The following is a 23317-nucleotide window of genomic DNA, read 5'->3' as shown; positions in this document are numbered from 1 at the left end:
CGGAGGCACTTCGATGTTGCAGGAGAGTCCGCCGCGAAGCGTCTCCGCGGGCGTGCCGGGCGAGCGCGAATACGCGCAAGCCGCACGCCCGTTCCTGTTTCTCTCCGATCTGCACTTGAGCGAGGCGATTCCGAAGACGGTCGCCGCGTTCGAGCATTTCGTGAAATACACGGCCGACAGCGCCGATTCCGTGTTCATCCTCGGCGACCTGTTCGAATACTGGATCGGCGACGACGTGCTCGACCATGATCCGTTCGCGGCGCGCATGGCCGCGCTGATGCATACGTTCTCGGAACGCGGGATCGCGCTCTACGTGATGCACGGCAATCGCGATTTCCTGCTCGGCCGGCGCTTCATGAAGGCGGCCGGTGCAATGCTGCTGCCCGACCCGGCGTTGATCACGTCGTTCGGCCAGCGCATCGTGCTCGCGCACGGCGACGCGCAATGCACGGCCGATCGCGGCTACCAGATGTTTCGGCGGTTCGCCCGCAACGGCATCGCGCAGGCGTTGTTTCTCGCGTGGCCGTTCCGCTGGCGCCGCACGCTCGCGCAACGGATGCGCTCGAACAGCGAAGCGGGCCGCATGCGCCCAGCTTCGGCGATCTACGATGTCACGCGTGAAGGCATCGCCGCGCTGTTCCGCAAGAGCCGTGCGAGCGTGATCATTCACGGCCATACGCATCGCCCCGCGCGCCACGTCGAACCGGGCGGGATTCGCTGGGTACTGCCCGACTGGGATCTCGACCACGGCACGCCGCGCGGCGGCTATCTGCGCGTCGACGCCGAAGGCATCCACGCGATGCCGCTCGACTGACACGATCGGCGCTGCCGGCAGCCGCCGGCATGCGCGGCGTTACGACTGGCGCTCGAGCGCCTTGCCTTCCAGCACCGCCGACAGCCGGCGCAGGTCCAGACGCGCCGCATCCGCGCCCTGCAGCGTTTCCAGGTGCGTGCCGAGTTGCTCGAGCGCCGCAACGATTTCGTCCACGCGCCGGCTTTCCTTCGCCGCGTGGTCGATCAGGCCATGAATCGCGAGCGACATCGGATCGTCCGCGTTCGGCGTGATCCCGTACGCGCAGAACGCGGCGCGCTCGGGCTGCGGCTTCGATTGCGCCGGCATCACGATGCGCGCCGGGTTGCCGACCGCGGTGCCGCCTGCCGGCACCGGCTTCACGACGACCGCGTTCGAGCCGATCTTCGCGCCGGCGCCGACGGTAAAACCGCCGAGCACCTTCGCACCCGCACCGACGATCACGCCGGCCTCGAGCGTCGGATGGCGCTTCGCGCCGCGCGTGAGCGACGTGCCGCCGAGCGTCACGCCCTGATAGATCGTGCAGTCGTCGCCGACGATCGCGGTTTCGCCGATCACGACGCCCATCCCGTGATCGATGAACACGCGCCGGCCGATCGTCGCGCCCGGGTGAATCTCGATGCCCGTCAGGAAACGCCCGACCTGCGACGCGAAGCGTGCGAGCCAGTAGCGTTTCGCGCGCCAGCATGCATGCGCGAAGCGATGCAGCACGAGCGCGTGCAAGCCCGGATAACAGGTCAGCACTTCCCAGGCACTGCGAGCGGCGGGATCCCGCTCGCGAATCGTCGCAACGTCTTCGCGCAGTCTAGTGAACATGATCTGGTCTTGGGCTCGATAAAGGGCCGGCGCGCCCGCCGGCAAGGGCCGCGCGTTATCGCACCGGGTAATTTGCTTATGAGTTTCGGCGATTGTAGGGCCACTCGCGCGCGGCCGCACGGCGCCGCGCGTTCCCCCCGCAGGCGGCGCGGGTATTCGTCGGGAACGCCCGCCACGGCGGGTCGACGCCGCCATTCGCCGGATCGCCGCGAACCGGGGCGCTGGTATCGAACGGCCGATGCAATGCGGCGTTCGCGCGCGGGAGAGCCGCCGCCCCGCGTGCGAGCAGCCGGCGGGCCGGCCCGGTTATGCGTCGCCTTCCGGCGTGCCGGACTTCAGCAGAATGTGCTTCGCGATGCCGCGCAGAATGTTGACTTCCTCGCGCTCGAGGCCGGTGCGTGCGAACAGGCGCCGCAGACGCGGCATCAGCTTCTTCGGGTTGCGCGGATCGAGAAAATCGAGCGCGATCAGCGCGTTTTCGAGGTGCGCATACATCCGCTCGATCTCGTCGCTCTGCGCGAGCGTGCCGGCCTCCGCCGGCGCCTGGTGCGACGGCTCATTGCCTTGCTCGAGGAGCGCGACACGCAGCTCGTACGCAAGCACCTGCACGGCCTGCGCAAGGTTCAGCGAACTGTAGGCCGGATTCGCCGGGATGTGCGCGAGCGCGCTGCACTGTTCGACGTGCTCGTTCGCGAGGCCGGTGCGTTCATTGCCGAACACGAGCGCGATGTCGCCGGCGCCGGCCTGCGTGCGCGCCTGTTCGGCGGCCGCGCGCGGCGCCAGGCGCGGCGGCCCGTATTCGCGCACGCGCGCGGTCAGCGCGATCGACCAGTGAACGCCGGACAGCGCGTCGCCGAGCGTGGGCACGACATGCGCGGATGCAAGGACGTCATCCGCCCCGCTCGCCATCGCGATCGCTTCGGGGTCGCTCTGCACGTGCGGCACGCGCGGCGCGACCAGCACGAGCCTGGAGAAACCCATCGTCTTCAGCGCGCGGGCAGCCGCCCCAACATTGCCGGGATGGCTCGGCTCGACGAGCACGAAACGGGTGGACGTGAAGCCGCCGGACGGCGGCAGGGACGAGGCCGCGCCCGATTCGGACGGCGCGGCGGGGTTCTGCGGGGTTTCCACTACATACGACTCGGTTCATCAGAATGGCAGTATGGTATCGCCATCGCCCCGGCAAACCCACTCGTCCGGACGGCCAGTGGGGGTTTCCCCGTATTCCGATCACCTGAAACGCTCGAAAATCGGGTAAAATCATGCGCTTACGTGTCGCATTCCGTGCGGCGCGGGTCGTACCCTGCTCTTTGTCAATTCGCGTCTCATCTCGCCCGGCACCTTTGCGCCGTTCCGGGCGGTGTGTTCCACTTCGTGGCGGCCCGTGCCGCCGGCTACAGGATCCAGGCTCATGCATCCCATGCTCAACATCGCTGTCAAGGCTGCGCGCCGCGCCGGACAGATCATCAACCGTGCGTCCCTCGACCTCGACCTGATCGAGATCCGCAAGAAGCAGCAGAACGACTTCGTCACCGAAGTGGACAAGGCCGCCGAAGAGGCGATCATCGAGACGCTGAAGACCGCCTACCCCGATCACGCGATCCTCGCGGAGGAATCGGGCGAGTCCGAGAACGAATCCGAATTCAAGTGGATCATCGATCCGCTCGACGGCACGACCAACTTCATCCACGGCTTCCCGTACTACTGCGTGTCGATCGCGCTCGAGCACAAGGGCGTCGTCACGCAGGCCGTCGTCTACGACCCGAACAAGAACGACCTGTTTACGGCCACCCGCGGCCGCGGCGCATATCTGAACGATCGTCGCATCCGCGTCGGCCGCCGCGACCGCCTGGCGGACGCGCTGGTCGGCACCGGCTTCCCGTTCCGCGAGAAGGACGGCCTCGACGCATATGCACGCCTGTTCACCGAAATGACGCAGGCCTGCACGGGGCTGCGCCGTCCGGGCGCGGCCGCGCTTGATCTCGCGAACGTCGCGGCCGGCCGTCTCGATGCGTTCTTCGAGCAGGGCATCAACGTGTGGGACATGGCGGCGGGCAGCCTGCTGATCACCGAAGCCGGCGGCCTCGTCGGCAACTACACGGGCGACGCCGACTTCCTGCATCGTCACGAGATCGTCGCGGCGAACCCGAAGATCTACGCGCAGATGATCCCGATCCTGAACCGCTACAGCCGCGTGCATCCGGCAGCGGAGTAAGCCCGGGCCGCGCGCGGCGCGGCTGGCGCGGCATCCTTGCCGCCAGCGCGCCGCCCTCACCTGTTTCAACACCGCCGCGACTTCGTGGCGACCGTATCCGAATACTCATGTTACGGCTCAGCGAACTCAAACTCCCGCTCGATCACCCCGAGAGCGCTCTCGAAGCCGCGATCCGCGCGCGCCTCGCGGAGCTCGGCGTGCCCGCAGACGGGCTTCTCCGTTACACGGTGTTCCGCCGTGCGCACGATGCGCGCAAGCGTGCCGACATCAAGCTCACGTATATCGTCGACGTCGAGGTCAAGGACGAAGCGGCCGTGCTTCCGCGACTCGCCGGCACGCCGCATTGCGGCGTGACGCCCGACATGACGTATCACTTCGTCACGAAGGCACCCGAGCACGCGAACTTCCTGCGCCCGGTCGTCATCGGCATGGGCCCGTGCGGGCTGTTCGCCGGCCTGATCCTCGCGCAGATGGGATTTCGCCCCATCATCCTCGAGCGCGGCAAGGCCGTGCGCGAGCGCACCAAGGACACCTTCGGCCTGTGGCGCAAGAGCATCCTCAACCCCGAGTCGAACGTGCAGTTCGGCGAGGGCGGCGCCGGGACGTTCTCCGACGGCAAGCTTTACAGCCAGATCAAGGACCCCCACCACTACGGCCGCAAGGTGCTCGACGAATTCGTCAAGGCCGGCGCGCCGGAAGACATCCTGTACCTGAGCCGGCCGCACATCGGCACGTTCCGCCTCGTCAGCATGGTGGAGAAGATGCGCGCGACCATCCATGAACTGGGCGGTGAAGTGCGCTTCGAAACGCGGGTCGAGGACATCGAAATCGACCAGGGCAAGGTGCGCTCGCTGAAGCTGTCGAACGGCGAAACGCTGCGCTGCGATCACGTCGTGCTGGCCGTGGGCCACAGCGCGCGCGACACGTTCCAGATGCTGCATGATCGCGGCGTGTACGTCGAAGCGAAGCCGTTCTCGCTCGGTTTCCGGATCGAACATCCGCAGGGGGTGATCGATCGCAGCCGCTTCGGCAAGTTCGCAGGCCACAAGCAGCTTGGCGCGGCCGACTACAAGGTGGTTCACCACTGCAGCAACGGACGCGCGGTCTACAGCTTCTGCATGTGCCCCGGCGGCACGGTGGTCGCCGCGACCTCGGAGCCGGGCCGCGTGGTCACCAACGGGATGAGCCAGTATTCCCGCGCCGAGCGCAACGCGAATGCGGGCATCGTCGTCGGCATCACGCCGGAAGACTATCCCGGCGGTCCGCTCGCGGGCATCGCGTTCCAGCGCAAATGGGAGGAACGCGCGTTCGAACTGGGCGGCGGCGATTACAGCGCGCCTGGCCAGCTGGTCGGCGATTTCATCGCGGGCCGGCCGTCGACGTCGCTCGGCTCCGTGGTGCCGTCGTACAAGCCGGGCGTGCGCCCGACCGATCTCAGCACCGCGCTGCCCGACTACGTGATCGAGGCCATTCGTGAAGCGCTGCCGCAGATCGACAAGAAGATCGCCGGCTTCGCGATGCACGATGCGGTGCTCACCGGCGTGGAGACGCGCACGTCGTCGCCGATCCGGATCCGGCGCAAGGACGATTACCAGAGCGTGAATGTCGAAGGGCTGTATCCGGCCGGCGAAGGCGCCGGGTATGCGGGCGGTATCTATTCGGCAGCGATCGACGGCATCGAAGTCGCGCAGGCGGTGGCGCTCGACCTGATGTCGCGGCACGCGTCCTGATATTGCCGGGCGGGCCCGGCGCATGAAGGTCCGTGCGCCGGATGAAGCTGCATTATCAATGAATTGCCCGGCGCGGGCGCGAATCGCCGCATCGAGCCGACGGCCTCCGATCGCAGAGCGACTTCACGAGAATGTTGGCACCCGTCACCGGCGTTACACCGCGTCGTCGGCGCATTGGGCAACGCTCGACGATCGCATGAGCGATCGACGGCCCGCTTTCGCAAGCGGGCATCTCGCTTTTACCCCGCAGGATCCGACAGTCTTGGCGCACAAGGAAAGCCACGCCCAGACCTGTGCCGACCCGATGGATCATCACTGTACAGATCGATCGCTGCGCGTGGCCGGATTTCCCTTTGGCGTCGCGTGGCGGAATCGATGATTCTCACCACGTTGCGTACAGGCGAGTGAATTCGCCTGTTGTCGCAGGCCGAGCGAGCGTGCCATCGACGCTTCGCTTGAAACCATCCGACCGGCGAGGCAGCGGGAGCCGGATTCATCGCCTGACACGCGATCGTTGCGCGCGATCTACTGGCCTATCGGCCATCTTCGACCGGAATCGTCGGAGCCACTGGTAAACTCGGGCAACTCAAGCAACAACTTTCGCCGGATCTATGACCACGCTGTCGCCCGAGGCCTTTGCTGGCCACACCCCGATGATGCAGCAATACCTGCGCATCAAGGCCGATCACCCCGACACGCTCGTCTTCTACCGGATGGGCGACTTCTACGAGCTGTTCTTCGAGGATGCGGAGAAAGCGGCGCGCCTGCTCGACCTGACCCTCACGCAACGCGGCGCATCGGCCGGCACGCCGATCAAGATGGCCGGCGTCCCGCATCACGCGGTCGAACAGTATCTGGCGAAGCTCGTGAAGATGGGCGAATCGGTCGCAATCTGCGAGCAGATCGGCGACCCCGCCACGTCGAAAGGTCCGGTGGAACGCAAGGTCGTGCGCGTCGTCACGCCCGGCACACTGACCGACGCGGCACTGCTGTCCGACAAGAACGACGTCTACCTGCTCGCGATGTGCACCGGCCACAACAAGCGCGGCGTCGCGGTCAATATCGGCCTCGCGTGGCTGAATCTCGCGAGCGGTGCGCTGCGGCTCGCCGAAATCGAACCCGACCAGCTCGGCGCCGCGCTCGAGCGCATCCGGCCGGCCGAGATCCTGACGGCGGATGGCACAACCGACGCCGTGCCCGCAGGCGCCGGTGCGATCAAGCGCGTGCCCGCATGGCATTTCGACATCGCGGCCGGCACGCAGCGCCTGTGCGACCAGCTCGACGTCGCCGGCCTCGACGGCTTCGGCGCGCATTCGCTGACGAGCGCATGCGGGGCCGCCGGCGCGCTGCTGCTGTACGCGGCCGCGACGCAGGGCCAGCAACTGCGTCACGTGCGCAGCCTGAAGGTCGAGAACGAAACGGAATATATCGGCCTCGATCCGGCGACGCGCCGCAACCTCGAACTGACCGAAACGCTGCGCGGCACCGAATCGCCCACGCTGTACTCGCTGCTCGATACCTGCTGCACGACGATGGGCAGCCGCCTGCTGCGTCATTGGCTGCATCACCCGCCGCGCGCGTCCGTCGCCGCGCAGTCACGCCAGCAGGCAATCGGCGCACTGCTCGATGCGCCTGCGAACGCGAGCCTCGACGCACTGCGCAGCGCGCTGCGCCAGATCGCCGACGTCGAGCGGATCACCGGGCGTCTCGCGCTGCTGTCCGCGCGCCCGCGCGACCTGTCGAGCCTGCGTGACACGTTCGCCGCGCTACCCGCGCTGCGCGAACGCATCAGCGCGATCGTCGCGAACGCGGATGCGCTCGCGCGCGTCGACGCGGCGCTCGCGCCGCCCGCCGAATGTCTGGACCTGCTGACGAGCGCGATCGCCCCCGAGCCTGCCGCGATGGTGCGCGACGGCGGCGTGATCGCGCGCGGCTACGATGCGGAGCTCGACGAGCTGCGCGACATCTCCGAGAACTGCGGGCAGTTCCTGATCGATCTCGAGGCACGCGAGCGTACGCGCACGGGCATCGCGAACCTGCGCGTCGAATACAACAAGGTGCATGGCTTCTACATCGAGGTCACGCGCGGCCAGACCGACAAGGTGCCCGACGACTATCGCCGTCGCCAGACGCTGAAAAATGCAGAGCGCTACATCACGCCTGAACTGAAGACCTTCGAGGACAAGGCGCTGTCCGCGCAGGAGCGCGCGCTGGCGCGCGAGCGCGCGCTGTACGACGGGGTGCTGCAGGCACTGCTGCCGTTCATCCCGGAGTGCCAGCGTGTCGCGTCGGCGCTCGCGGAGCTCGACGTGCTCGCCGCATTCGCCGAGCGCGCCCGCACGCTCGACTGGGTCGCGCCCACCTTCACCGACGAAGTCGGCATCGAAATCGAACAGGGCCGCCACCCCGTCGTCGAAGCGCAGGTCGAGCAGTTCATCGCGAACGACTGCCGGTTCGGCGCCGAGCGCAAACTGCTGCTGATCACCGGCCCGAACATGGGCGGTAAGTCGACCTTCATGCGACAGACGGCGCTGATCGCGCTGATGGCGTACGTCGGCAGCTACGTGCCGGCGAAGTCGGCCTGCTTCGGCCCGATCGACCGGATCTTCACGCGAATCGGCGCGGCCGACGATCTCGCCGGCGGCCGATCGACCTTCATGGTCGAGATGACCGAAGCGGCTGCGATCCTGAACGACGCGACACCGCAGAGCCTCGTGCTGATGGACGAAATCGGCCGCGGCACGTCGACGTTCGACGGCCTCGCGCTCGCATGGGCCATCGCGCGTCATCTGCTCGCGCACAACGGCTGCTACACGCTGTTCGCGACGCACTACTTCGAGCTGACGCAACTGCCCGCCGAATTCCCGCAAGCGGCCAACGTCCATCTGTCTGCCGTCGAGCATGGCCACGGCATCGTGTTCCTGCATGCGGTCAACGAAGGCCCGGCGAACCAGAGCTACGGGCTGCAGGTCGCACAGCTCGCAGGCGTGCCGGCACCGGTGATCCGCGCCGCGCGCAAGCATCTCGCGTATCTCGAACAGCAATCGGCCACGCAGCATACGCCGCAGCTCGACCTGTTCAGCGCGCCGTCGGCCACGGCGGACGAATTCGAATGCGCGGATGCGCCGGCCACGTCCGACGTCCCGCATCCGGCACTTGAAAAGCTGCGCAGCATCGATCCCGACGACCTCAAGCCGCGCGAGGCGCTCGACCTGCTGTACGAACTGCGCACGCTCGTCCGCTCGCACGATGCCGACGGGCACGCATAAACGCCGCCCGCCGGGCTGGCCGGCCCGCGCCGCGGCCTCACTGGCCGCGGGGGTGCTCGCGCTGGCGCAGGCCGGCGCGCTGGCCGCGCCGCCCAAACGCGGCGGCGCCCCCTACTCGTTCGCGGTCGTGTCGGGCGTGATCGACGCGAGCGCCGACGAGCCGGCCGCGCAGCGGTTGTTCGAATCGATCGCGCGCGAGCGCAATGTGGCCTTCGTCGTCTATGCAGGCAACATCAAGGGCGCGAAGGAAGCGTGCCGCGACTCGCTGTATACGCAGCGCGGCGCGATCCTGGGCGCATCGCGCGTGCCGCTCGTGTTCATTCCCGGCCACGACGATTGGGTATCGTGCAACACGGCAGCCGGCGGCAACTACGATCCGGTCGAACGCCTGGACTTCCTGCGTCAGACGCTGCTGGCCGACGCGGCGCTGCCCGACCCCGGCGCGCTGCAGATCACCCGCGAAAGCGAAGTCGCCCGGTTCCGCCCTTATCGCGAAAACGCACGCTGGCTGCATGACGACGTCGTCTACGTCGCGCTGAACGTACCGGCACCGAACAATCACTACCTGACCGCCGGCGGCAGAAACGGCGAATTCGAGGATCGCATCATCGCGAACGGCTTCTGGATCGACCACGCGGCCGAATACGCGAAGCGGCGCGAAGCGCGCGCGATGGTGGTGATATTCGAAGGCGATCCGCAGTTCGATCGCTATGAACGCGCCGAACGCTTTGCGTGGTTGCGTTTCAACCGGCCGCGCGTGCGCGACGGCTTCCGTGAACTGAAACGAACGCTGGTGAAGGCGGCGGCGACATTCCGCGGCCCGATTCTCGTGATGCACGCGAGCAGCGAGCCGCTTGCGAACGGCTTCCTGATCGACCGCCCGCTGCATGCGGACGATGGCGTGCTGGTGGGAAATGTGACGCGCGTCGCGATCGGTCCGCGTCATGCGGCGAATCAGTGGGTGAAGGTCAACGTGTCGCCGGCACGGCAGACGATCTTCAACGTGAGCCTGCAGGACGTCCCGAAGAATCTGCCGACTCCGCCCGCACTGCCGGCGGCGCCGCGCGACGAGGTCCCGCTGCCGCAAATGCCGGAGATCCCGGCCTTGCCGGCACTGCCCGACTCGTCATCCGTCGCGCCGCCGTTGCAGGGCGACGGCACGACGCCAGGCAGCGCTTCGTGGCCCGCGCCGCCCCCTTCTTCAGGGCCGGCGCCCGGCCAGCCTGCCAGCTCAGTGCAGGGTACGCCCTGACGGCGCGTCGCCGTCTTCGTCCTCGTCTTCGTCCTCGTCGACGATCTCGAGGCCTTCCGCGCCATGCGCGTGCTCATGCTCGATCTCGTCCTCGGTCGCTTCGCGAACGTCCTTGACCGTCAGCGCAAAACGCAGCGCCATGCCCGCAAGCGGGTGGTTGCCGTCGAGCACGACCTTGTCTTCGGCGATGTCGGTGACCGTGTAGATCAGCGAATCCACTTCCTCGTCGCCGTCTTCCGGCGTGCCTTCGAACTGCATGCCCACTTCGATCGGCTCGGGAAAACGATCGCGCGGCTCGATCTTCACGAGTTCGGGATCGTAGTCGCCGAACGCGTCCTGCGGCTCGAGCTGAATCTGCGCCTGGTAACCAGGCTCCTGGCCGTCGAGCTGTTCCTCGATCTTGGGGAACGTGCCATCATAGCCGCCGTGCAGATAAACCATCGGCTCGTCGCTTTCCTCGATCAGATTGCCTTGCGCATCCGACAGCTTGTAAGCGACCGACACGACGGTGTTTTTTGCGATTTTCATCCAATTCTCCCAAATACAAGTCTCATTATACGATGCGCAACCGGTCTCAAGCCGAACCGCGGGATGCCGCTGCCGCCCCGCTCGGCGCGCCGCCCTCCGATCTTCCCACGCCGCTGCTCGGCGGCCTCTCGCCGGCGCAATTCATGCGCCGCTACTGGCAGAAGAAACCGCTGCTGATCCGCCAGGCGATCCCCGGCGTGAAGCCGCCCGTCACGCGCGACGCATTGTTCGAGCTGGCAGCCGACTATGACGCCGAATCGCGACTGATCACCCATTTTCGTAACAAGTGGCAACTGGCCCACGGTCCGTTCGAACCGGGTGCACTGCCCGCCGTTTCGCGCAAGGGCTGGTCCTTGCTCGTGCAAGGGCTCGACCTGCACGTCGACGCGGCGCGCGCGCTGCTCGACCGCTTCCGCTTCATCCCGGACGCACGCCTCGACGACCTGATGATTTCGTACGCGACCGATGGCGGCGGCGTCGGCCCGCACTTCGACTCGTACGACGTCTTCCTGCTGCAGGTCGAAGGTCGGCGCCGCTGGCGCATCGGCGCGCAGAAGGACCTGTCGCTGCAGCCAGGCGTCCCGCTGAAGATCCTCGAGCATTTCGAGCCGAGCGACGAATGGGTGCTGGAGCCGGGCGACATGCTGTACCTGCCGCCGCACATCGCGCACGACGGCGTGGCCGAAGGCGAATGCATGACCTGCTCGATCGGCTTTCGGGCGCCATCCGCCGGCGAGTTGGGCGCGCAATTCCTGTACTACCTCGCGGAACGCGGCGGCCTGCGCGACGAGCGCGGTGACGCGCTTTATCGCGACCCGAAGCAGCCGGCGGTCGACACCCCTGCGCAACTGCCGCCGGCGATGGTCGAACGCGTCGCCGAGATCGTCGATGCGATCCGCTGGCGCAAGCGCGACATCGCCGAATTCCTCGGCTGCTACCTGAGCGAACCCAAATCGAACGTCGTATTCGAGCCGCCGGCGCGCCCGATGTCGGAGGCCGCGTTCGTCGCGCAGGCGTCGCGCCGAGGCATATATCTCGACAGACGGACCGCATTGATGTATAACGCGCGCTCGTACTTCGTGAATGGCGAGGAAGAACCACTCGAGCAGGCCAGCGAATGGCTGCCCGAATTGGCGAATCTGCGTCACATGGAGGCGAAACGGTTTGTAACACTATCCCGGGTTCCCTCAATGACAGCCTTGCTGCACGAGTGGTATTGTGCGGGCTGGATACGGGTCGGAAACCGGATTTAGTGAGTCGCCCCGTATGCCCGTGCAGATCAAATTCTGTATGGGAAAGACAACGTATTGACCCCGCATTTGTCGACGGTCGATAGGAAAGTGCATATAATTTCCGCCCAAGCCGTAGGGAAGATTCACGCTCTAGAAGTGCGTCTCCACCAGCGGCCCAGGTCGGTGTTGGAGCACATTACCGGTATTGTTTCGCGCTGTTGCTTACCTTTAACCATAAAAGGACGTGATCATGAAGAAATCCCTCCTCGTAGCTTCCCTGTTGGCTGCTGTTGCACTGGCTGCTTGCAACAAGAGCGCTGATCAAGCTGCTTCGTCGGCTGCTAGCGACGCATCGGCTGCTGCTTCGTCGGCTGCTTCGGCAGTTGCTGGTGCTGCGAGCGACGCTTCGGCAGCTGCTTCGTCGGCAGCTGCTGCTGCGAGCGACGCAGCTGCTGCTGTGGCGTCGGCTGCTTCGGCAGCGACGGCTGCTCCGGCTTCGGGCGCAAGCCAGTAAGCCTCGGCATCAGCTGAAAAAAAAACCGGCCCGAAGGGCCGGTTTTTTTACGTCCGTCGATCCTGCGGATCTCGGCGGGCAGGTGGCCGGCGCGGACGCCTCCCAGCCGCCCTCCTGCGTGCGCTCAGCCGAGCGTCAGCCAGTCGAAGCCCGCGTCCTGCGTGGCCACGACCACACCCTCCCCGTCCGTCCCCAGCACGCCGGCCAACGCCTGGCGGGCCAGTTCGGGCCGGTTGTTCTGCTGGCTCAGGTGCGCCGCGACCAAGTGCTGGAGGCGGCTGCGCTCCAGCGAGGCGAGGATGCCCGCGGCGGCTTCGTTGCTCAGGTGGCCATGGTTGCCGCCGATCCGCGCCTTCAGCGACTGCGGATAGCGGCTCCCTGCAAGCATCGCGGTATCGTGGTTGGATTCGAGCACCAGCGCGTCACAACCGCTCAGAACGGCCGTGATATGCGGCGTGGCCATCCCGACGTCGGTCAGCACGCCGAGCCGGCGGCAACCGTCCATGAAGACGAACTGAAGCGGTTCCCGCGCATCGTGGGGCACCGTGTAGGGCATCACGGCCAGATCGCGAATCGCGGCCGTCTCGTCGCCCCACAACACGTGCAGGTCGACATCGGCTTCGTCCGCACCCACCGCGCGCGCCGTGCCCCAGCTCATGTAGAGCGGCAGCGACCCGCGCCGTGCGAGCGTGAGCGCGCTGCCGACGTGGTCGCTATGTTCGTGGGTGATGAGGATCGCATCGAGATCGTCGATGCAGAGATTCAGGCGGCCGAGGCGGCGCTCGACCTCCTTCGCGGAAAAACCGCAGTCGAGCAACACGCGGGTGGTCGTCGTGCCACTCGAGACCTCGACGACCAGCGCGTTGCCTTCGCTGCCGCTACCGAGGCTGGCGAAGCGCACGCGATCAGTTCAGCTGGGCGTGCAGCAGCGAAATGATCCGCTGCGCGTCCGACGAGTTGTCGACATTGCCGTTCGCGTCGACCACCGCGACCTGCGTGCCGCCACTGCCCTGCGCGCGCACGTTGACCAGGTATTCCTTGCCCGGCTTGGCCGCCGACGGGCCGCCGTAGAACAGCTTGCCGAACAGTCCGTCGCGCTTGAGCTCTTCCATCGTGTTCGCGTAACGGACCGTGTACAGGCCCTTTTCGCGATCGCGATTGTCGACCGCGAAGTTGGTGCGGTCGAGCGCGAGACCGACGCGCAGCCACGCACGGTCGAACGATTCCGCCAGTTGCAGCGTCGCGGCGCCGCTGCTCGTATCGCTGACCTGCGCCGGCGCCGTCGCCGGGCGCGCATCGGTCAGCAGTTGCTTCGCCTGCGCATCGCTCAGGCCGAACTTCTGCATGAGCTTCGACAGGAACACGGCCTCGAGCACCGGGTTGCGCGGACGCTCCTCCCAGCGCGACGACGTGCCGCCCTGCGGGCCGACCATCATTTCCTCCATCGCGCTGTGCGTGATCGAGATGTCGGTGTTGCCGTCCGGCGTGCGGTTCACGAGCGTGCGGAAACGGTCGCGCGTGCCCGACGAGTACGCGAAGTCGATGACCTTGCCGATCGTGCGGCGGAACCAGTCGTCGGGAATGTTCGCGCGGTTCTCCGCCCAGTCGGTGGCCATGATGCCGGTCGACGGTGCGTCGGTCTTCAGCGAGAAGCCGTTCTCCTGCCAGAATTCCTTCAGGATCGGCCACAGCTGCTCGGGCGTGCGCCCGTCCACGACGAGCCAGCGGCGGTCGCCGTCGCGTTCGATGTGCATGCCGAGCGGATCCTGCGCGCTCGGGACGCCGTCGGTTGCGTTACCGGCCGCGGTCGTCGCCCGCGGCGGCAGCGTGCCGAGACCGGCGTTGCTCGGCGGCGCGACGAACTGCTGGGTCGTCGGCACCGGCTTCAGGTCGCTCGGCACCGCGAGCGGCGGCGCCGAACCCGTGTCCTTGTAGTTGACCCGGTCAGGGGCCAGATAATCGTTCAGCGTATCGCAGCCGGCGAGCGCGCCCAGCGCCAGCGCCACCACCGAAACCTGGATGGCGCGAGAGGAAAAGGCGAAACGTTTCATGAAATCCTTCGTCTTGCTAGAACGCTCGTCAGGAGCGGCGCCGGACGGAGCCGGCCGGTGCGGGTTGATGAGGAGTCGAGCCGGCGGCCGCAGGACGCGGCCGCCCGGGCATCAGAGGACGCCGGCCTCGACGAGGGCCGAACGCACGACATCGTGACAGCGCTCGTCGAGCGGCGTGAGCGGCAGGCGGATGCCGCCCTGCATCTTGCCCATCGCCTGCAGCGCCCACTTCACCGGAATCGGGTTCGCCTCGACGAACAGGTTCTTGTGCAGCGACAGCAGCTTCATGTGCAGTTCGCGCGCCGTTGCGACGTCGCCGGCCAGTGCCGCGCGGCACAGGTCGCTCATCGCGCGCGGCGCGACGTTCGCCGTCACCGAGATGTTGCCGTGGCCGCCGAGCAGCATCAGCGCGATCGCGGTCGGATCGTCGCCGCTGTAGATCGCGAAATGCTTCGGCGCGGCCTTGATCAGGTGCGCGGCGCGGTCGATGTTGCCGGTTGCGTCCTTCAAGCCGATGATGCCCGGCACCTGCGCGAGGCGCAGCGTCGTCTCGTGCGCCATGTCCGCGACCGTCCGGCCGGGCACGTTGTACAGGATCACGGGCAGGTCGACCGCCTCGGCGATCGTCTTGAAGTGCCGGTACATCCCTTCCTGCGTGGGCTTGTTGTAGTACGGCACGACCTGCAGCGTGGCGTCGGCGCCGACGGCCTTCGCGTGCTTCGTCAGCTCGATCGCCTCCGCGGTCGAATTGCCGCCCGCGCCCGCGATGATCGGGATGCGCTTCGCCGCATGCTCGACCGCCGTGCGGATCATCAGGATGTGCTCTTCGACGTTGAGCGTTGCCGACTCGCCGCTCGTGCCGACCACGACGAGTGCGTCGGTGCCTTCCGCGATGTGCCAGTCGATCAGTTTGCGAAACGCCGGCAGGTCGAGACTGCCGTCTTCGAGCATCGGGGTGACGATCGCGGGGATGCTGCCGCGGATTTGAATGCCGTCTTGGGTGCCGTTAGCCATGAAACGCGATTGATTGATGTACCGGTAAACGTTGAGATTGTAGCGGATTAGCCGGGCAGTTCGTAACGTGGAATTCCCGCCCCCGCCGTCGGGGTCGCGTGCTCACGTACCGCGCAGATGCGCTGCACGAACGCTTCGCGCGGCGCGGCGACGAATCCGTCCTCGTACGCGACCACCCGCAGCGCGCCGCGCACCGCGTCCAGCAGCTCGCCCGGCGCGAGCAGGAATGCCGGATTGGACGGCTTGCCGACCGTTTCGTTTCCTTGCGCGAAGGTTTCGTAGATCAGCACGCCGCCCGGCGCCACCGCGTCGAGCAGTCGGGGCCAGAGCGGGCGATGCAGATAATGGGTGACGACCACCGCCGCGAACGACGCACCGGCCGGCAGCGGCCAGGGGGCACCCTCGAGATCGGCGTCACGCGCGTCGACGCCGGGAATCGCGCGCAATGCGGCCAGCGCCGCAGCATCGCGATCGAGCGCGACGACCGGATGCCCGCGCAAAGCAAACCAGCGCGCATGACGGCCGCCGCCCGCCGCGACGTCGAGCACCGCCCCACCGGCCGGGACGAGCCGCGACCAGCGGGCGACCCAGCGCGACGGTTCGGTCTGGGCGACGTGACCGCCCGCGGCGGCAATGACGGGTTCGCGCATGCCGTCGGCTCAGGTGTACGACAGGCCCATCGCCTCGCGCACGTCGCGCATCGTCTCGACCGCGTGCTTGCGCGCCTTGTCGCAGCCGTCCGCGACGATCGCGCGCAGCAGCGACGGGTCGTCCATGTACTTCTGCGCGCGCTCGAGCATCGGTTGCTGCTCGCGCAGAATCCCTTCGACGACCGGCTGCTTGCAGTCGAGGCAACCGATGCCTGCCGAGCGGCAGCCGCTCTGCACCCACTGGTGCGTCGTTTCGTCCGTGTAGACCTGATGCAGCTGCCACACCGGGCATTTGTCGGGATCGCCCGGATCGGTGCGGCGCACGCGCGCCGGGTCGGTCGGCATCGTGCGCACCTTCTTCGTGATCGTCTCCGCGTCCTCGCGCAGGCCGATCGTGTTGCCGTACGACTTCGACATCTTCTGGCCGTCCAGGCCCGGCATCCGGGACGCTTCGGTCAACAGCGCCTGCGGCTCGACCAAGATGATCTTGCGCGCGCCTTCGAGATAGCCGAACAGGCGCTCGCGGTCGCTCATCGACAGGCTCTGCGACTCCTGCAGCATCGCGCGCGCCTGTTCGAGCGCCTCGTCGTCGCCCTCCTGCTGGTACGCATTGCGCAGTTCGTGATAAAGCTTCGCGCGCTTGCCGCCGAGCTTCTTCGCGGCTTCGAGCGCCTTCTCCTCGAAGCCCGGCTCGCGGCCGTACAGATAGTTGAAGCGGCGCGCGATCTCGCGCGTCATCTCGACGTGCGGCACCTGGTCTTCGCCGACCGGCACGAGCGAGCCGCGATACAGCAGGATGTCGGCCGCCATCAGCACCGGGTAGCCGAGGAAGCCGTAGGTCGACAGGTCCTTGTCCTTCAGCTTCTCCATCTGCTCCTTGTAGGTCGGCACGCGTTCGAGCCAGCCGAGCGGCGTGCTCATGCCGAGCAGCAGCGCGAGTTCCGCATGCTCGGGCACCTTGCTCTGGATGAACAGCGTCGCCTGTGCGGGATCGATGCCGGACGCGAGCCAGTCGATCAGCACGTCCCACACGTTCTTCTCGATGACCTCGGGCGTTTCGTAGTGCGTCGTCAGCGCATGCCAGTCGACCACGCAGAAGAAGCACGGGTACTCGGACTGCAGCTTCACCCAGTTTTTCAGCACGCCGTGGTAGTGGCCGAGGTGCAGCGACCCGGTGGGTCGCATGCCGGAGAAAATACGATCTGGGAACATGATTGTCGTTAGAAAAGCGAGGCGAAGGGAGACAGGATGGCGCTCAGCACGCCGGCCGCGGCGTTCACGAGCGGACGCAGCCAGAAATTCGTCAGCACGCCCGTCATGACCAGCACGAGGACGATGATGAAACCGTACGGCTCGATGCGCGACAGCGCGATCGATTGCTTCGGCGGCAGCAGCGCCGCCAGGATGCGGCCGCCGTCGAGCGGCGGCAGCGGAAACAGGTTCAGCACGCCGAGCACCAGGTTCGCGCTGACGCCTGCGTAGGCCATCCGCGTGAAGAACGGTTCGTCGATGCCGGCAGCGGCCAGCACGATGGTGAGCACGCCCCAGATCAGCGCCTGCACGAAGTTGCAGGCCGGGCCGGCGAGCGATACCCAAAGGCTGCCCCAGCGCGGGTTGCGCAGATTGCCGAACGATACCGGCACCGGCTTCGCGTAGCCGAACAGGAACGCGCCGCCCGTCAGGAAATACATGGCGAGCGGGATCGCGATCGTGCCGAGCGGATCGATGTGGCGCATCGGATTGAACGACACGCGCCCCATCATGTAGGCGGTGTTGTCGCCGAGCAGGCGCGCGGCATAGCCGTGCGCGGCCTCGTGCAGCGTGATCGCGAAGATCACGGGCAGCGCGTAGACGGCGATGGTCTGTATCAGGGAAGCATCCATATCGCGTTATTGTAACAAGCGCACTCGCGCAAAAATGAATGGCGCTTACGCGGCCGAAAGGCCGAACGGTTCGAGTGCGCCCCGCCCCGCGCGCACGAGTTGCGGCTCGTCGCCCGTCAGGTCGATCACCGTCGACGGCTCGCGCGGACAAGCGCCGCCGTCGATCACGAGATCCACCTGCTTCTCGAGCCGCGCGCGAATCTCGTCGGGATCGTTGAGCGGCTCGTCGTCGGGCGGCAGGATCAGCGTCGTGCCGAGCAGCGGCTGGCCGAGCGATTCGAGCAGCGCGAGCGTGATCGCGTGATCGGGCACGCGCAACCCGATCGTCTTGCGCGACGGGTGCGACAGCCGGCGCGGCACCTCCTTCGTCGCCTGCAGGATGAACACGTACGGGCCCGGCGTCACCGACTTGATTTGCCGGTACTGACGGTTGTCCACCATCGCGAAGTTGGCCAGTTCCGACAGGTCGCGCACGAGCAGCGACAGGTGCTGCTTCTCGTCGAGGCCACGGATGCGGCGCACGCGTTCGACCGCGTCCTTGTCGTCGAGGTGGCACGCGAGCGCGTAGCTCGAATCGGTGGGCATTGCGATCACGCCGCCCTTGCTGACGATGTCCGCGGCCTGCTTGATCAGGCGCGGCTGCGGATTATCCGGATGAATCCTGAAGAACTGGGACATGGGGACACGTAAAGAGGGAGAAGTCGGATGCGCGCCTCGGCGGCAGCGCCGGCGGCAAGCGGCCGCGCTACGTCAGAGCCAGCGCTCCCAGAGCGGTTTCAGGTCGGACGGCAACGGCGGCAGGCTGCCGAGCTCGATACGGCCCTCGCCCGGCGCATGGAAATCCGAGCCGCACGATGCTTCGAAACCGAAGCGGCGCGCGACGTCCGCGTATTCGCGGTACTGGTCGGGCGTATGGCTGCCCGTGATGACCTCAATCGCGCGGCCGCCGAGATCGATGAATTCGCCGAAGAACGCATCGAATTCGACCGGCGTGTAGCGATAGCGGCCCGGATGCGCGACCACGGCCTCGCCGCCCGCCGCGCGAATCCATGTCACGGCGTCGGACAGCGTCGCCCAGCGGTGCGGCACGAACCCGGGCTTGCCGTCACCGAGCAGGCGGTCGAACACGTCGGAGGTCGATTCCGCATGGCCGTTCTCGACCAGGAAGCGCGCGAAGTGAGTGCGCGAGATCAGGTCGGGATTCGATACGTACTTCAGCGCGCCTTCGTACGCGCCGGGAATGCCGAGCGTCTCGAGTTGCGCGGCAATCGCCCGCGCACGAGCGGCGCGGCCATGACGCGTGCGGTACAGACCGTCGACGAGCGTCGGGTTCGACGGATCGATGTTCAGCCCGACGATATGCACGGTACGCGACGCCCACGTGACCGAAATCTCGACGCCGCTCAGGTAGCGCATCCCGAGCGCCTCCGCTTCGCTGCGTGCCGCCGCCTGACCGCCGATCTCGTCGTGGTCGGTCAGCGCCCACAGGGTCACGCCGCCGGCATGGGCGCGGCGCGCGACGTCGGCAGGCGACAGCAACCCGTCGGAAACATTCGAATGGCAGTGGAGATCAGCGTTCATTGTCGGCATGGCAGGTGAAGCTTCATTCTACTGCAATGCGGCAATTGCGCCGTCCGCCCGATCCGCCGCCCCGGCGCCGGCCTACGCGCAGAACGCCTCGATCAGCGCCGCGATCTGCTCCGGCTGGTCGTGATGAACCATGTGGCCGGCATCCTCGACGAGCTTCTCGCGCCAGTCGGCAAACGCGTCGAAGCGCGCCTTGAACTCCGGCAGCGGGATGTCGCCGGCGAGATACGCGAGCGTCGGCGAATTGACGGCCTCGACATGCAGCACCTTCGCGCGCACCTGCTTCCAGACCGCCATCACCTCGTCGAGCCGGTACAGCTGCGGGCCCGCCATCTTGTGCGCGGGGTCCGCCAGCAGGTGGTAGAGGCCGTCGTCGCCACGCTTCGACCAGTGCGCGGCGAGGAACGCGGCGCGGCGCGGATCGAGCCGCGGATTGGTCTTGATCAGCCGGGCGGCCACGTCGTCGAGCGACGCATACGGGCGCAGCACGGGCGGCTCGCGCAACTCGTCGAGCCAGCCGCGCAGCCGGCGCGGCGCCTCCTCGGCCCGCGCCGGGGCAAGCCCGAACCCTTCGAGGTCGACCACGCGCCGCACCCGCTCCGGGCGCGCGCCCGCGTACAGGCATACGACGTTCGCCCCCATGCTGTGCCCGACCAGATTGACTTCGCCAGTGGGCGCATAGTGATCGACGAGCGCATCGAGATCGCCCAGGTACTCGTGGAACCAGTAATGACCGCCGCCCTGCCGCGCGACCGGCCAGTCGGACAGGCCGAAGCCGCGCGCATCCGGCGCGATCACCTGCCAGTCGCCCGCGAGCGCGTCGACGACGAACTGGAACGATGCCGCGACGTCCATCCAGCCGTGCAGCATGAACAGCGTCGGCGCATCGGGCCGGCCCCAGCGCCGCACATGCAGCTTGACGCCGCGCACCGTGACGAAATCGGAAACAGAACTCGATGCACTCATTGCAGCCGCCAGAAAAAAGAATGGTCGTTCGATTATAACGATGGCGCTGCCGTTCCGGCGCCCGGCAGTCGAGGCCGCTCTCTAGCGATGGCGGGTGGAATCGGCACGTCGGGCTCCGCCGACATGCCGCTGTCCGGATGCGCGAGGTCTGCGCCGCGGCGGCCTCCGCCCGCGCGCTGCAAGCCCGCGGCGCCTTTGGACGCCCTAACCCGCCGCCTTGCCCGGCGGCGCGTCCTGCGCGGCGAGCTCGTCGAGCTCCGCCTGCTCGAATCCGGCGGTGCGACGCGCGTCGAAATTGAACGGGCCGCGCAACCGTGGCGCGTGATACTGCGCGGCAAGCTCGCGGTACGCCGGCACCGGATCGCGGCCTGCCTCGTCGCACAGGTACCGGAACCAGCGGTTCCCGATCGCGACATGGCCGATCTCGTCGCGCAGGATCACGTCGAGGATCGCCGCGGACGCGTCGTCGCCCGCCTGGACAAGGCGCGCCCGGATCGGCGGCGATGCGTCGAGCCCGCGCGCCTCGAGCGTGCGCGGCACGAGGGCCATCCGCGCAAGCACATCGGCCTTGGTCCGCTCGCACATCTCCCACAGCCCGTTGTGCGCGGGAAAATCACCGTACGCATGCCCGAATTCGGCAAGCCGCTCCGACAGCAGCATGAAGTGATGGGCCTCCTCGGCCGCGACCTTCAGCCAGTCCGCATAGAATGCGTCGGGCATCCCGGCGAAGCGCCACACGGCGTCGAGCGCGAGGTTGATCGCGTTGAATTCGATATGCGCGAGCGCGTGCAGCAGCACTGCGCGCCCCTCGGGCGAGCGCATGCTGCGCCGCTCGAGCTGGCGCGGCTCGACGAGCGGCGGGCGCGCCGGACGGCCCGGCAAGTCGGCCGGTTCGTCCAGATCGAGCGTCGGCGCGATCGCGGCCTGCCCGGCCAGCAGCGCGTGATGCAGCGCGCGGACGCGCGCGGCTTTCGCGGCCGGCTCGGACATCCGCAGCGCGTCGAGCGCGCCGCTGCGCACGCAGTGCGGCGCAGCCATCAAGGAAGAAGGCTCCATGTTCATCGAAACGGGGGCACCGCCCGCGCGCATCGCGAGAGCGCATGCACGCGACGGTTTACAATATGCGTTTGTGCCGTCACGCAATGCGCCCGGCACGCCAGACGCGCCATTCTACCGGCGCCCATCATCGAAGAGACCAGGAGACTCCGTGACGATCTACAAACTGGGCGAAACGGCCCCGACGATCCACGAAAGCGTATTCGTCGCCGACACGGCGGCCATCATCGGCAAGGTCGTGCTCGAGGAAAACGCGAGCGTATGGTTCGGCGCGACGATTCGCGGCGACAACGAGACGATCACGGTCGGTGCCGGCAGTAACGTCCAGGAAGGCGCAGTCTTGCATACGGACCCCGGCTTTCCTCTGACGATTGCCGAAAACGTGACGATCGGGCATCAGGCGATGCTGCACGGGTGCACGATCGGCGAAGGTTCGCTGATCGGGATTCAGGCGGTGGTCTTGAATGGAGCGGTGATCGGCCGCAACTGTCTGGTTGGTGCGGGCGCGGTCGTGACGGAAGGCAAGACGTTCCCGGACAATTCGCTGATTCTCGGCGCCCCGGCGAAAGTCGTGCGCGAGCTGTCGGCAGACGACATCGCGCGGCTGCGCGCAAATGCGAAGACGTACGTCGAACGACGCGCGCATTTCAAGGAGCAACTCGTGCGGATCGGCTGATTCGCGCGGATTTCAAGGAACAAGAGTGAGCGACCAGTTACAGAAATTCATGTTCAATTCGGCACCCGTGCGCGGCGAAATCGTGTCGCTGCGCAACACGTGGCAAGAGGTGCTTTCCCGCCGTGACTACCCTGCCCCGGTGCGCACGGTGCTCGGCGAGATGATGGCCGCGTGCGCGCTGCTGTCCGCGAACCTGAAATTTCACGGCACCCTGATCATGCAGATCTTCGGCGACGGGCCGGTCCAGATGCTGGTCGTCCAGTGCAGCTCGGACCTGTCGATGCGCGCGACGGCCAAGTTCGCCGGCGACGCCGCGCAGACGATCGGCGACGACATGCAGTTCGCGTCGCTCGTCAACGCGAGCGGCCACGGCCGCTGCGTGATCACGCTCGACCCGGCCGAGAAGTTGCCGGGCCAGCAGCCTTATCAAGGCATCGTGCCGCTGAACGGCATCGATGGTCCGCTCGAATCGGTGTCGCAAGTGCTCGAGCATTACATGCACCACTCGGAGCAGCTCGACACGCGGCTGTGGCTCGCGGCCGATCGCGACCGCGCGGTCGGCATGCTGCTGCAGAAACTGCCGGGCGACGGTGGCATCGTGCCGCGCAACGCCGAGACCGACGCCGACACGTGGGAGCGCGTCTGCACGCTAGGCGGCACGCTGTCCGCGAAGGAACTGCTCGAGGTCGAACCGGAAGTCGTGTTCCGCCGGCTCTTCTGGCAGGAAAACGTGCAGCACTTCGACCCGGCCGGCACGCGCTTCCAGTGTTCGTGCTCGCGCGAGAAGGTCGGCGCGATGCTGCGCATGCTCGGTCGCGAGGAAGTCGACAGCGTGATCGTCGAGCGCGGTCACGTCGAGATCCATTGCGAGTTCTGCAATCAGCGCTACGAGTTCGATCCGGTCGACGTTGCACAACTGTTCGCCGCGCCGGAGCTCGCGGCCGGCATCACGCCCGCGACCGACCAGCGCCACTGAGGCGCGGCGCGCCCGTGCTCGTCATGCGCGCGCGGGCGCATAATGACGCACGAGCGTCGCGCGCACGGCCCGGCGCCGGAGGTCACGCCTT

At 67.2% G+C, this 23317-nt stretch carries 23 protein-coding genes; 9 read left to right on the top strand and 14 right to left on the bottom strand.

From position 1 onward, the window contains the following. Positions 1 to 13 precede the first annotated feature (13 nt). A complete protein-coding gene (locus HW466_RS25090) occupies positions 14 to 814 on the top strand; it encodes a UDP-2,3-diacylglucosamine diphosphatase (RefSeq protein ID WP_060348716.1) in 801 nt (266 codons plus the stop codon). A 39-nt stretch (positions 815 to 853) separates the two neighbouring features. Here HW466_RS25090 and cysE read toward each other — a convergent pair whose 3' ends face one another. Together cysE and HW466_RS25080 are read right to left on the bottom strand one after the other, a co-directional pair. Continuing rightward, entirely contained in the window at positions 854 to 1627 is a 774-nt protein-coding gene (gene cysE, locus HW466_RS25085; RefSeq protein WP_059450419.1) for a serine O-acetyltransferase, read from the bottom strand. Between the two features lie 306 nt (positions 1628 to 1933). Further along, on the bottom strand, positions 1934 to 2758 hold the full coding sequence (locus HW466_RS25080) for an RNA methyltransferase (protein WP_174905887.1): 825 nt from the start codon (positions 2756 to 2758) through the stop codon (positions 1934 to 1936). Positions 2759 to 3038: 280 nt separating this feature from the next. Between HW466_RS25080 and HW466_RS25075 the strand changes: the two genes are divergently transcribed. From HW466_RS25075 to HW466_RS25060, 4 genes are all read left to right on the top strand, one after another. Continuing rightward, on the top strand, positions 3039 to 3842 hold the full coding sequence (locus HW466_RS25075) for an inositol monophosphatase family protein (protein ID WP_006751612.1): 804 nt from the start codon (positions 3039 to 3041) through the stop codon (positions 3840 to 3842). Positions 3843 to 3949: 107 nt separating this feature from the next. Next, positions 3950 to 5572, top strand: a complete 1623-nt coding sequence (locus tag HW466_RS25070) for an NAD(P)/FAD-dependent oxidoreductase (RefSeq protein WP_059770292.1) — start codon at positions 3950 to 3952, stop codon at positions 5570 to 5572. A 611-nt stretch (positions 5573 to 6183) separates the two neighbouring features. Next, a complete protein-coding gene (gene mutS, locus HW466_RS25065; RefSeq protein ID WP_174905888.1) occupies positions 6184 to 8841 on the top strand; it encodes a DNA mismatch repair protein MutS in 2658 nt (885 codons plus the stop codon). Further along, positions 8822 to 10093, top strand: a complete 1272-nt coding sequence (locus HW466_RS25060; RefSeq protein ID WP_151004802.1) for a hypothetical protein — start codon at positions 8822 to 8824, stop codon at positions 10091 to 10093. Before mutS ends, HW466_RS25060 begins: the two co-directional genes overlap by 20 nt. Here the strand turns inward: HW466_RS25060 and HW466_RS25055 are convergent. After that, positions 10073 to 10621: an FKBP-type peptidyl-prolyl cis-trans isomerase gene (locus HW466_RS25055; RefSeq protein WP_059464165.1), complete on the bottom strand. Its 549-nt coding sequence runs from the start codon at positions 10619 to 10621 to the stop codon at positions 10073 to 10075. The genes HW466_RS25060 and HW466_RS25055 overlap by 21 nt on opposite strands. A gap of 32 nt (positions 10622 to 10653) precedes the next feature. Between HW466_RS25055 and HW466_RS25050 the strand changes: the two genes are divergently transcribed. Continuing rightward, on the top strand, positions 10654 to 11874 hold the full coding sequence (locus tag HW466_RS25050; protein WP_059503461.1) for a cupin domain-containing protein: 1221 nt from the start codon (positions 10654 to 10656) through the stop codon (positions 11872 to 11874). 54 nt (positions 11875 to 11928) lie between these two features. Further along, on the top strand, positions 11929 to 12174 hold the full coding sequence (locus HW466_RS32320) for a hypothetical protein (RefSeq protein WP_011657350.1): 246 nt from the start codon (positions 11929 to 11931) through the stop codon (positions 12172 to 12174). Positions 12175 to 12194: 20 nt separating this feature from the next. On the opposite strand, the gene HW466_RS25045 is transcribed toward HW466_RS32320, so the two are convergent. The 11 genes from HW466_RS25045 to HW466_RS24995 form a co-directional block, all read right to left on the bottom strand. After that, on the bottom strand, positions 12195 to 12359 hold the full coding sequence (locus HW466_RS25045; RefSeq protein WP_174905889.1) for a hypothetical protein: 165 nt from the start codon (positions 12357 to 12359) through the stop codon (positions 12195 to 12197). Positions 12360 to 12491: 132 nt separating this feature from the next. After that, positions 12492 to 13268, bottom strand: a complete 777-nt coding sequence (locus HW466_RS25040; RefSeq protein ID WP_151004797.1) for an MBL fold metallo-hydrolase — start codon at positions 13266 to 13268, stop codon at positions 12492 to 12494. Between the two features lie 4 nt (positions 13269 to 13272). Next, positions 13273 to 14418 (bottom strand): outer membrane protein assembly factor BamC, encoded by a 1146-nt coding sequence (gene bamC / locus HW466_RS25035; protein WP_059450431.1) that lies wholly within the window; start codon positions 14416 to 14418, stop codon positions 13273 to 13275. Positions 14419 to 14529: 111 nt separating this feature from the next. Then, a complete protein-coding gene (gene dapA, locus HW466_RS25030; protein WP_059450432.1) occupies positions 14530 to 15432 on the bottom strand; it encodes a 4-hydroxy-tetrahydrodipicolinate synthase in 903 nt (300 codons plus the stop codon). A 47-nt stretch (positions 15433 to 15479) separates the two neighbouring features. Next, a complete protein-coding gene (locus tag HW466_RS25025) occupies positions 15480 to 16082 on the bottom strand; it encodes a class I SAM-dependent methyltransferase (RefSeq protein ID WP_151004795.1) in 603 nt (200 codons plus the stop codon). Positions 16083 to 16091: 9 nt separating this feature from the next. Then, positions 16092 to 17294, bottom strand: coding sequence for a tryptophan--tRNA ligase (locus tag HW466_RS25020; protein ID WP_059450434.1), 1203 nt, complete (start codon positions 17292 to 17294; stop codon positions 16092 to 16094). 8 nt (positions 17295 to 17302) lie between these two features. After that, the gene (locus HW466_RS25015; protein ID WP_059450435.1) at positions 17303 to 17965 is read right to left on the bottom strand and encodes a site-2 protease family protein; all 663 of its coding nucleotides are present in this window, start codon (positions 17963 to 17965) and stop codon (positions 17303 to 17305) included. Positions 17966 to 18010: 45 nt separating this feature from the next. Continuing rightward, positions 18011 to 18643 (bottom strand): L-threonylcarbamoyladenylate synthase, encoded by a 633-nt coding sequence (locus HW466_RS25010; RefSeq protein ID WP_059450436.1) that lies wholly within the window; start codon positions 18641 to 18643, stop codon positions 18011 to 18013. Between the two features lie 72 nt (positions 18644 to 18715). Beyond that, positions 18716 to 19546, bottom strand: a complete 831-nt coding sequence (locus tag HW466_RS25005; protein ID WP_059450437.1) for a 3',5'-nucleoside bisphosphate phosphatase — start codon at positions 19544 to 19546, stop codon at positions 18716 to 18718. 81 nt (positions 19547 to 19627) lie between these two features. Beyond that, on the bottom strand, positions 19628 to 20518 hold the full coding sequence (locus HW466_RS25000) for an alpha/beta fold hydrolase (RefSeq protein WP_174905890.1): 891 nt from the start codon (positions 20516 to 20518) through the stop codon (positions 19628 to 19630). Between the two features lie 204 nt (positions 20519 to 20722). Then, positions 20723 to 21580 (bottom strand): ferritin-like domain-containing protein, encoded by an 858-nt coding sequence (locus tag HW466_RS24995; protein ID WP_060348725.1) that lies wholly within the window; start codon positions 21578 to 21580, stop codon positions 20723 to 20725. A gap of 145 nt (positions 21581 to 21725) precedes the next feature. On the opposite strand from HW466_RS24995, the gene HW466_RS24990 reads away from it, so the two are divergent. Together HW466_RS24990 and hslO are read left to right on the top strand one after the other, a co-directional pair. Beyond that, positions 21726 to 22250 (top strand): gamma carbonic anhydrase family protein, encoded by a 525-nt coding sequence (locus tag HW466_RS24990; protein WP_059450440.1) that lies wholly within the window; start codon positions 21726 to 21728, stop codon positions 22248 to 22250. Positions 22251 to 22275: 25 nt separating this feature from the next. Further along, positions 22276 to 23226: an Hsp33 family molecular chaperone HslO gene (hslO, locus tag HW466_RS24985; RefSeq protein WP_059450441.1), complete on the top strand. Its 951-nt coding sequence runs from the start codon at positions 22276 to 22278 to the stop codon at positions 23224 to 23226. The last annotated feature ends 91 nt before the right edge of the window (positions 23227 to 23317 follow it).

It is taken from the genome of Burkholderia territorii (assembly GCF_902833055.1).
Lineage (GTDB): Bacteria > Pseudomonadota > Gammaproteobacteria > Burkholderiales > Burkholderiaceae > Burkholderia > Burkholderia territorii.
The sequence above is the reverse complement of the archived record's forward strand: the minus strand, read 5'-3'. Positions and strand labels throughout refer to the sequence as shown.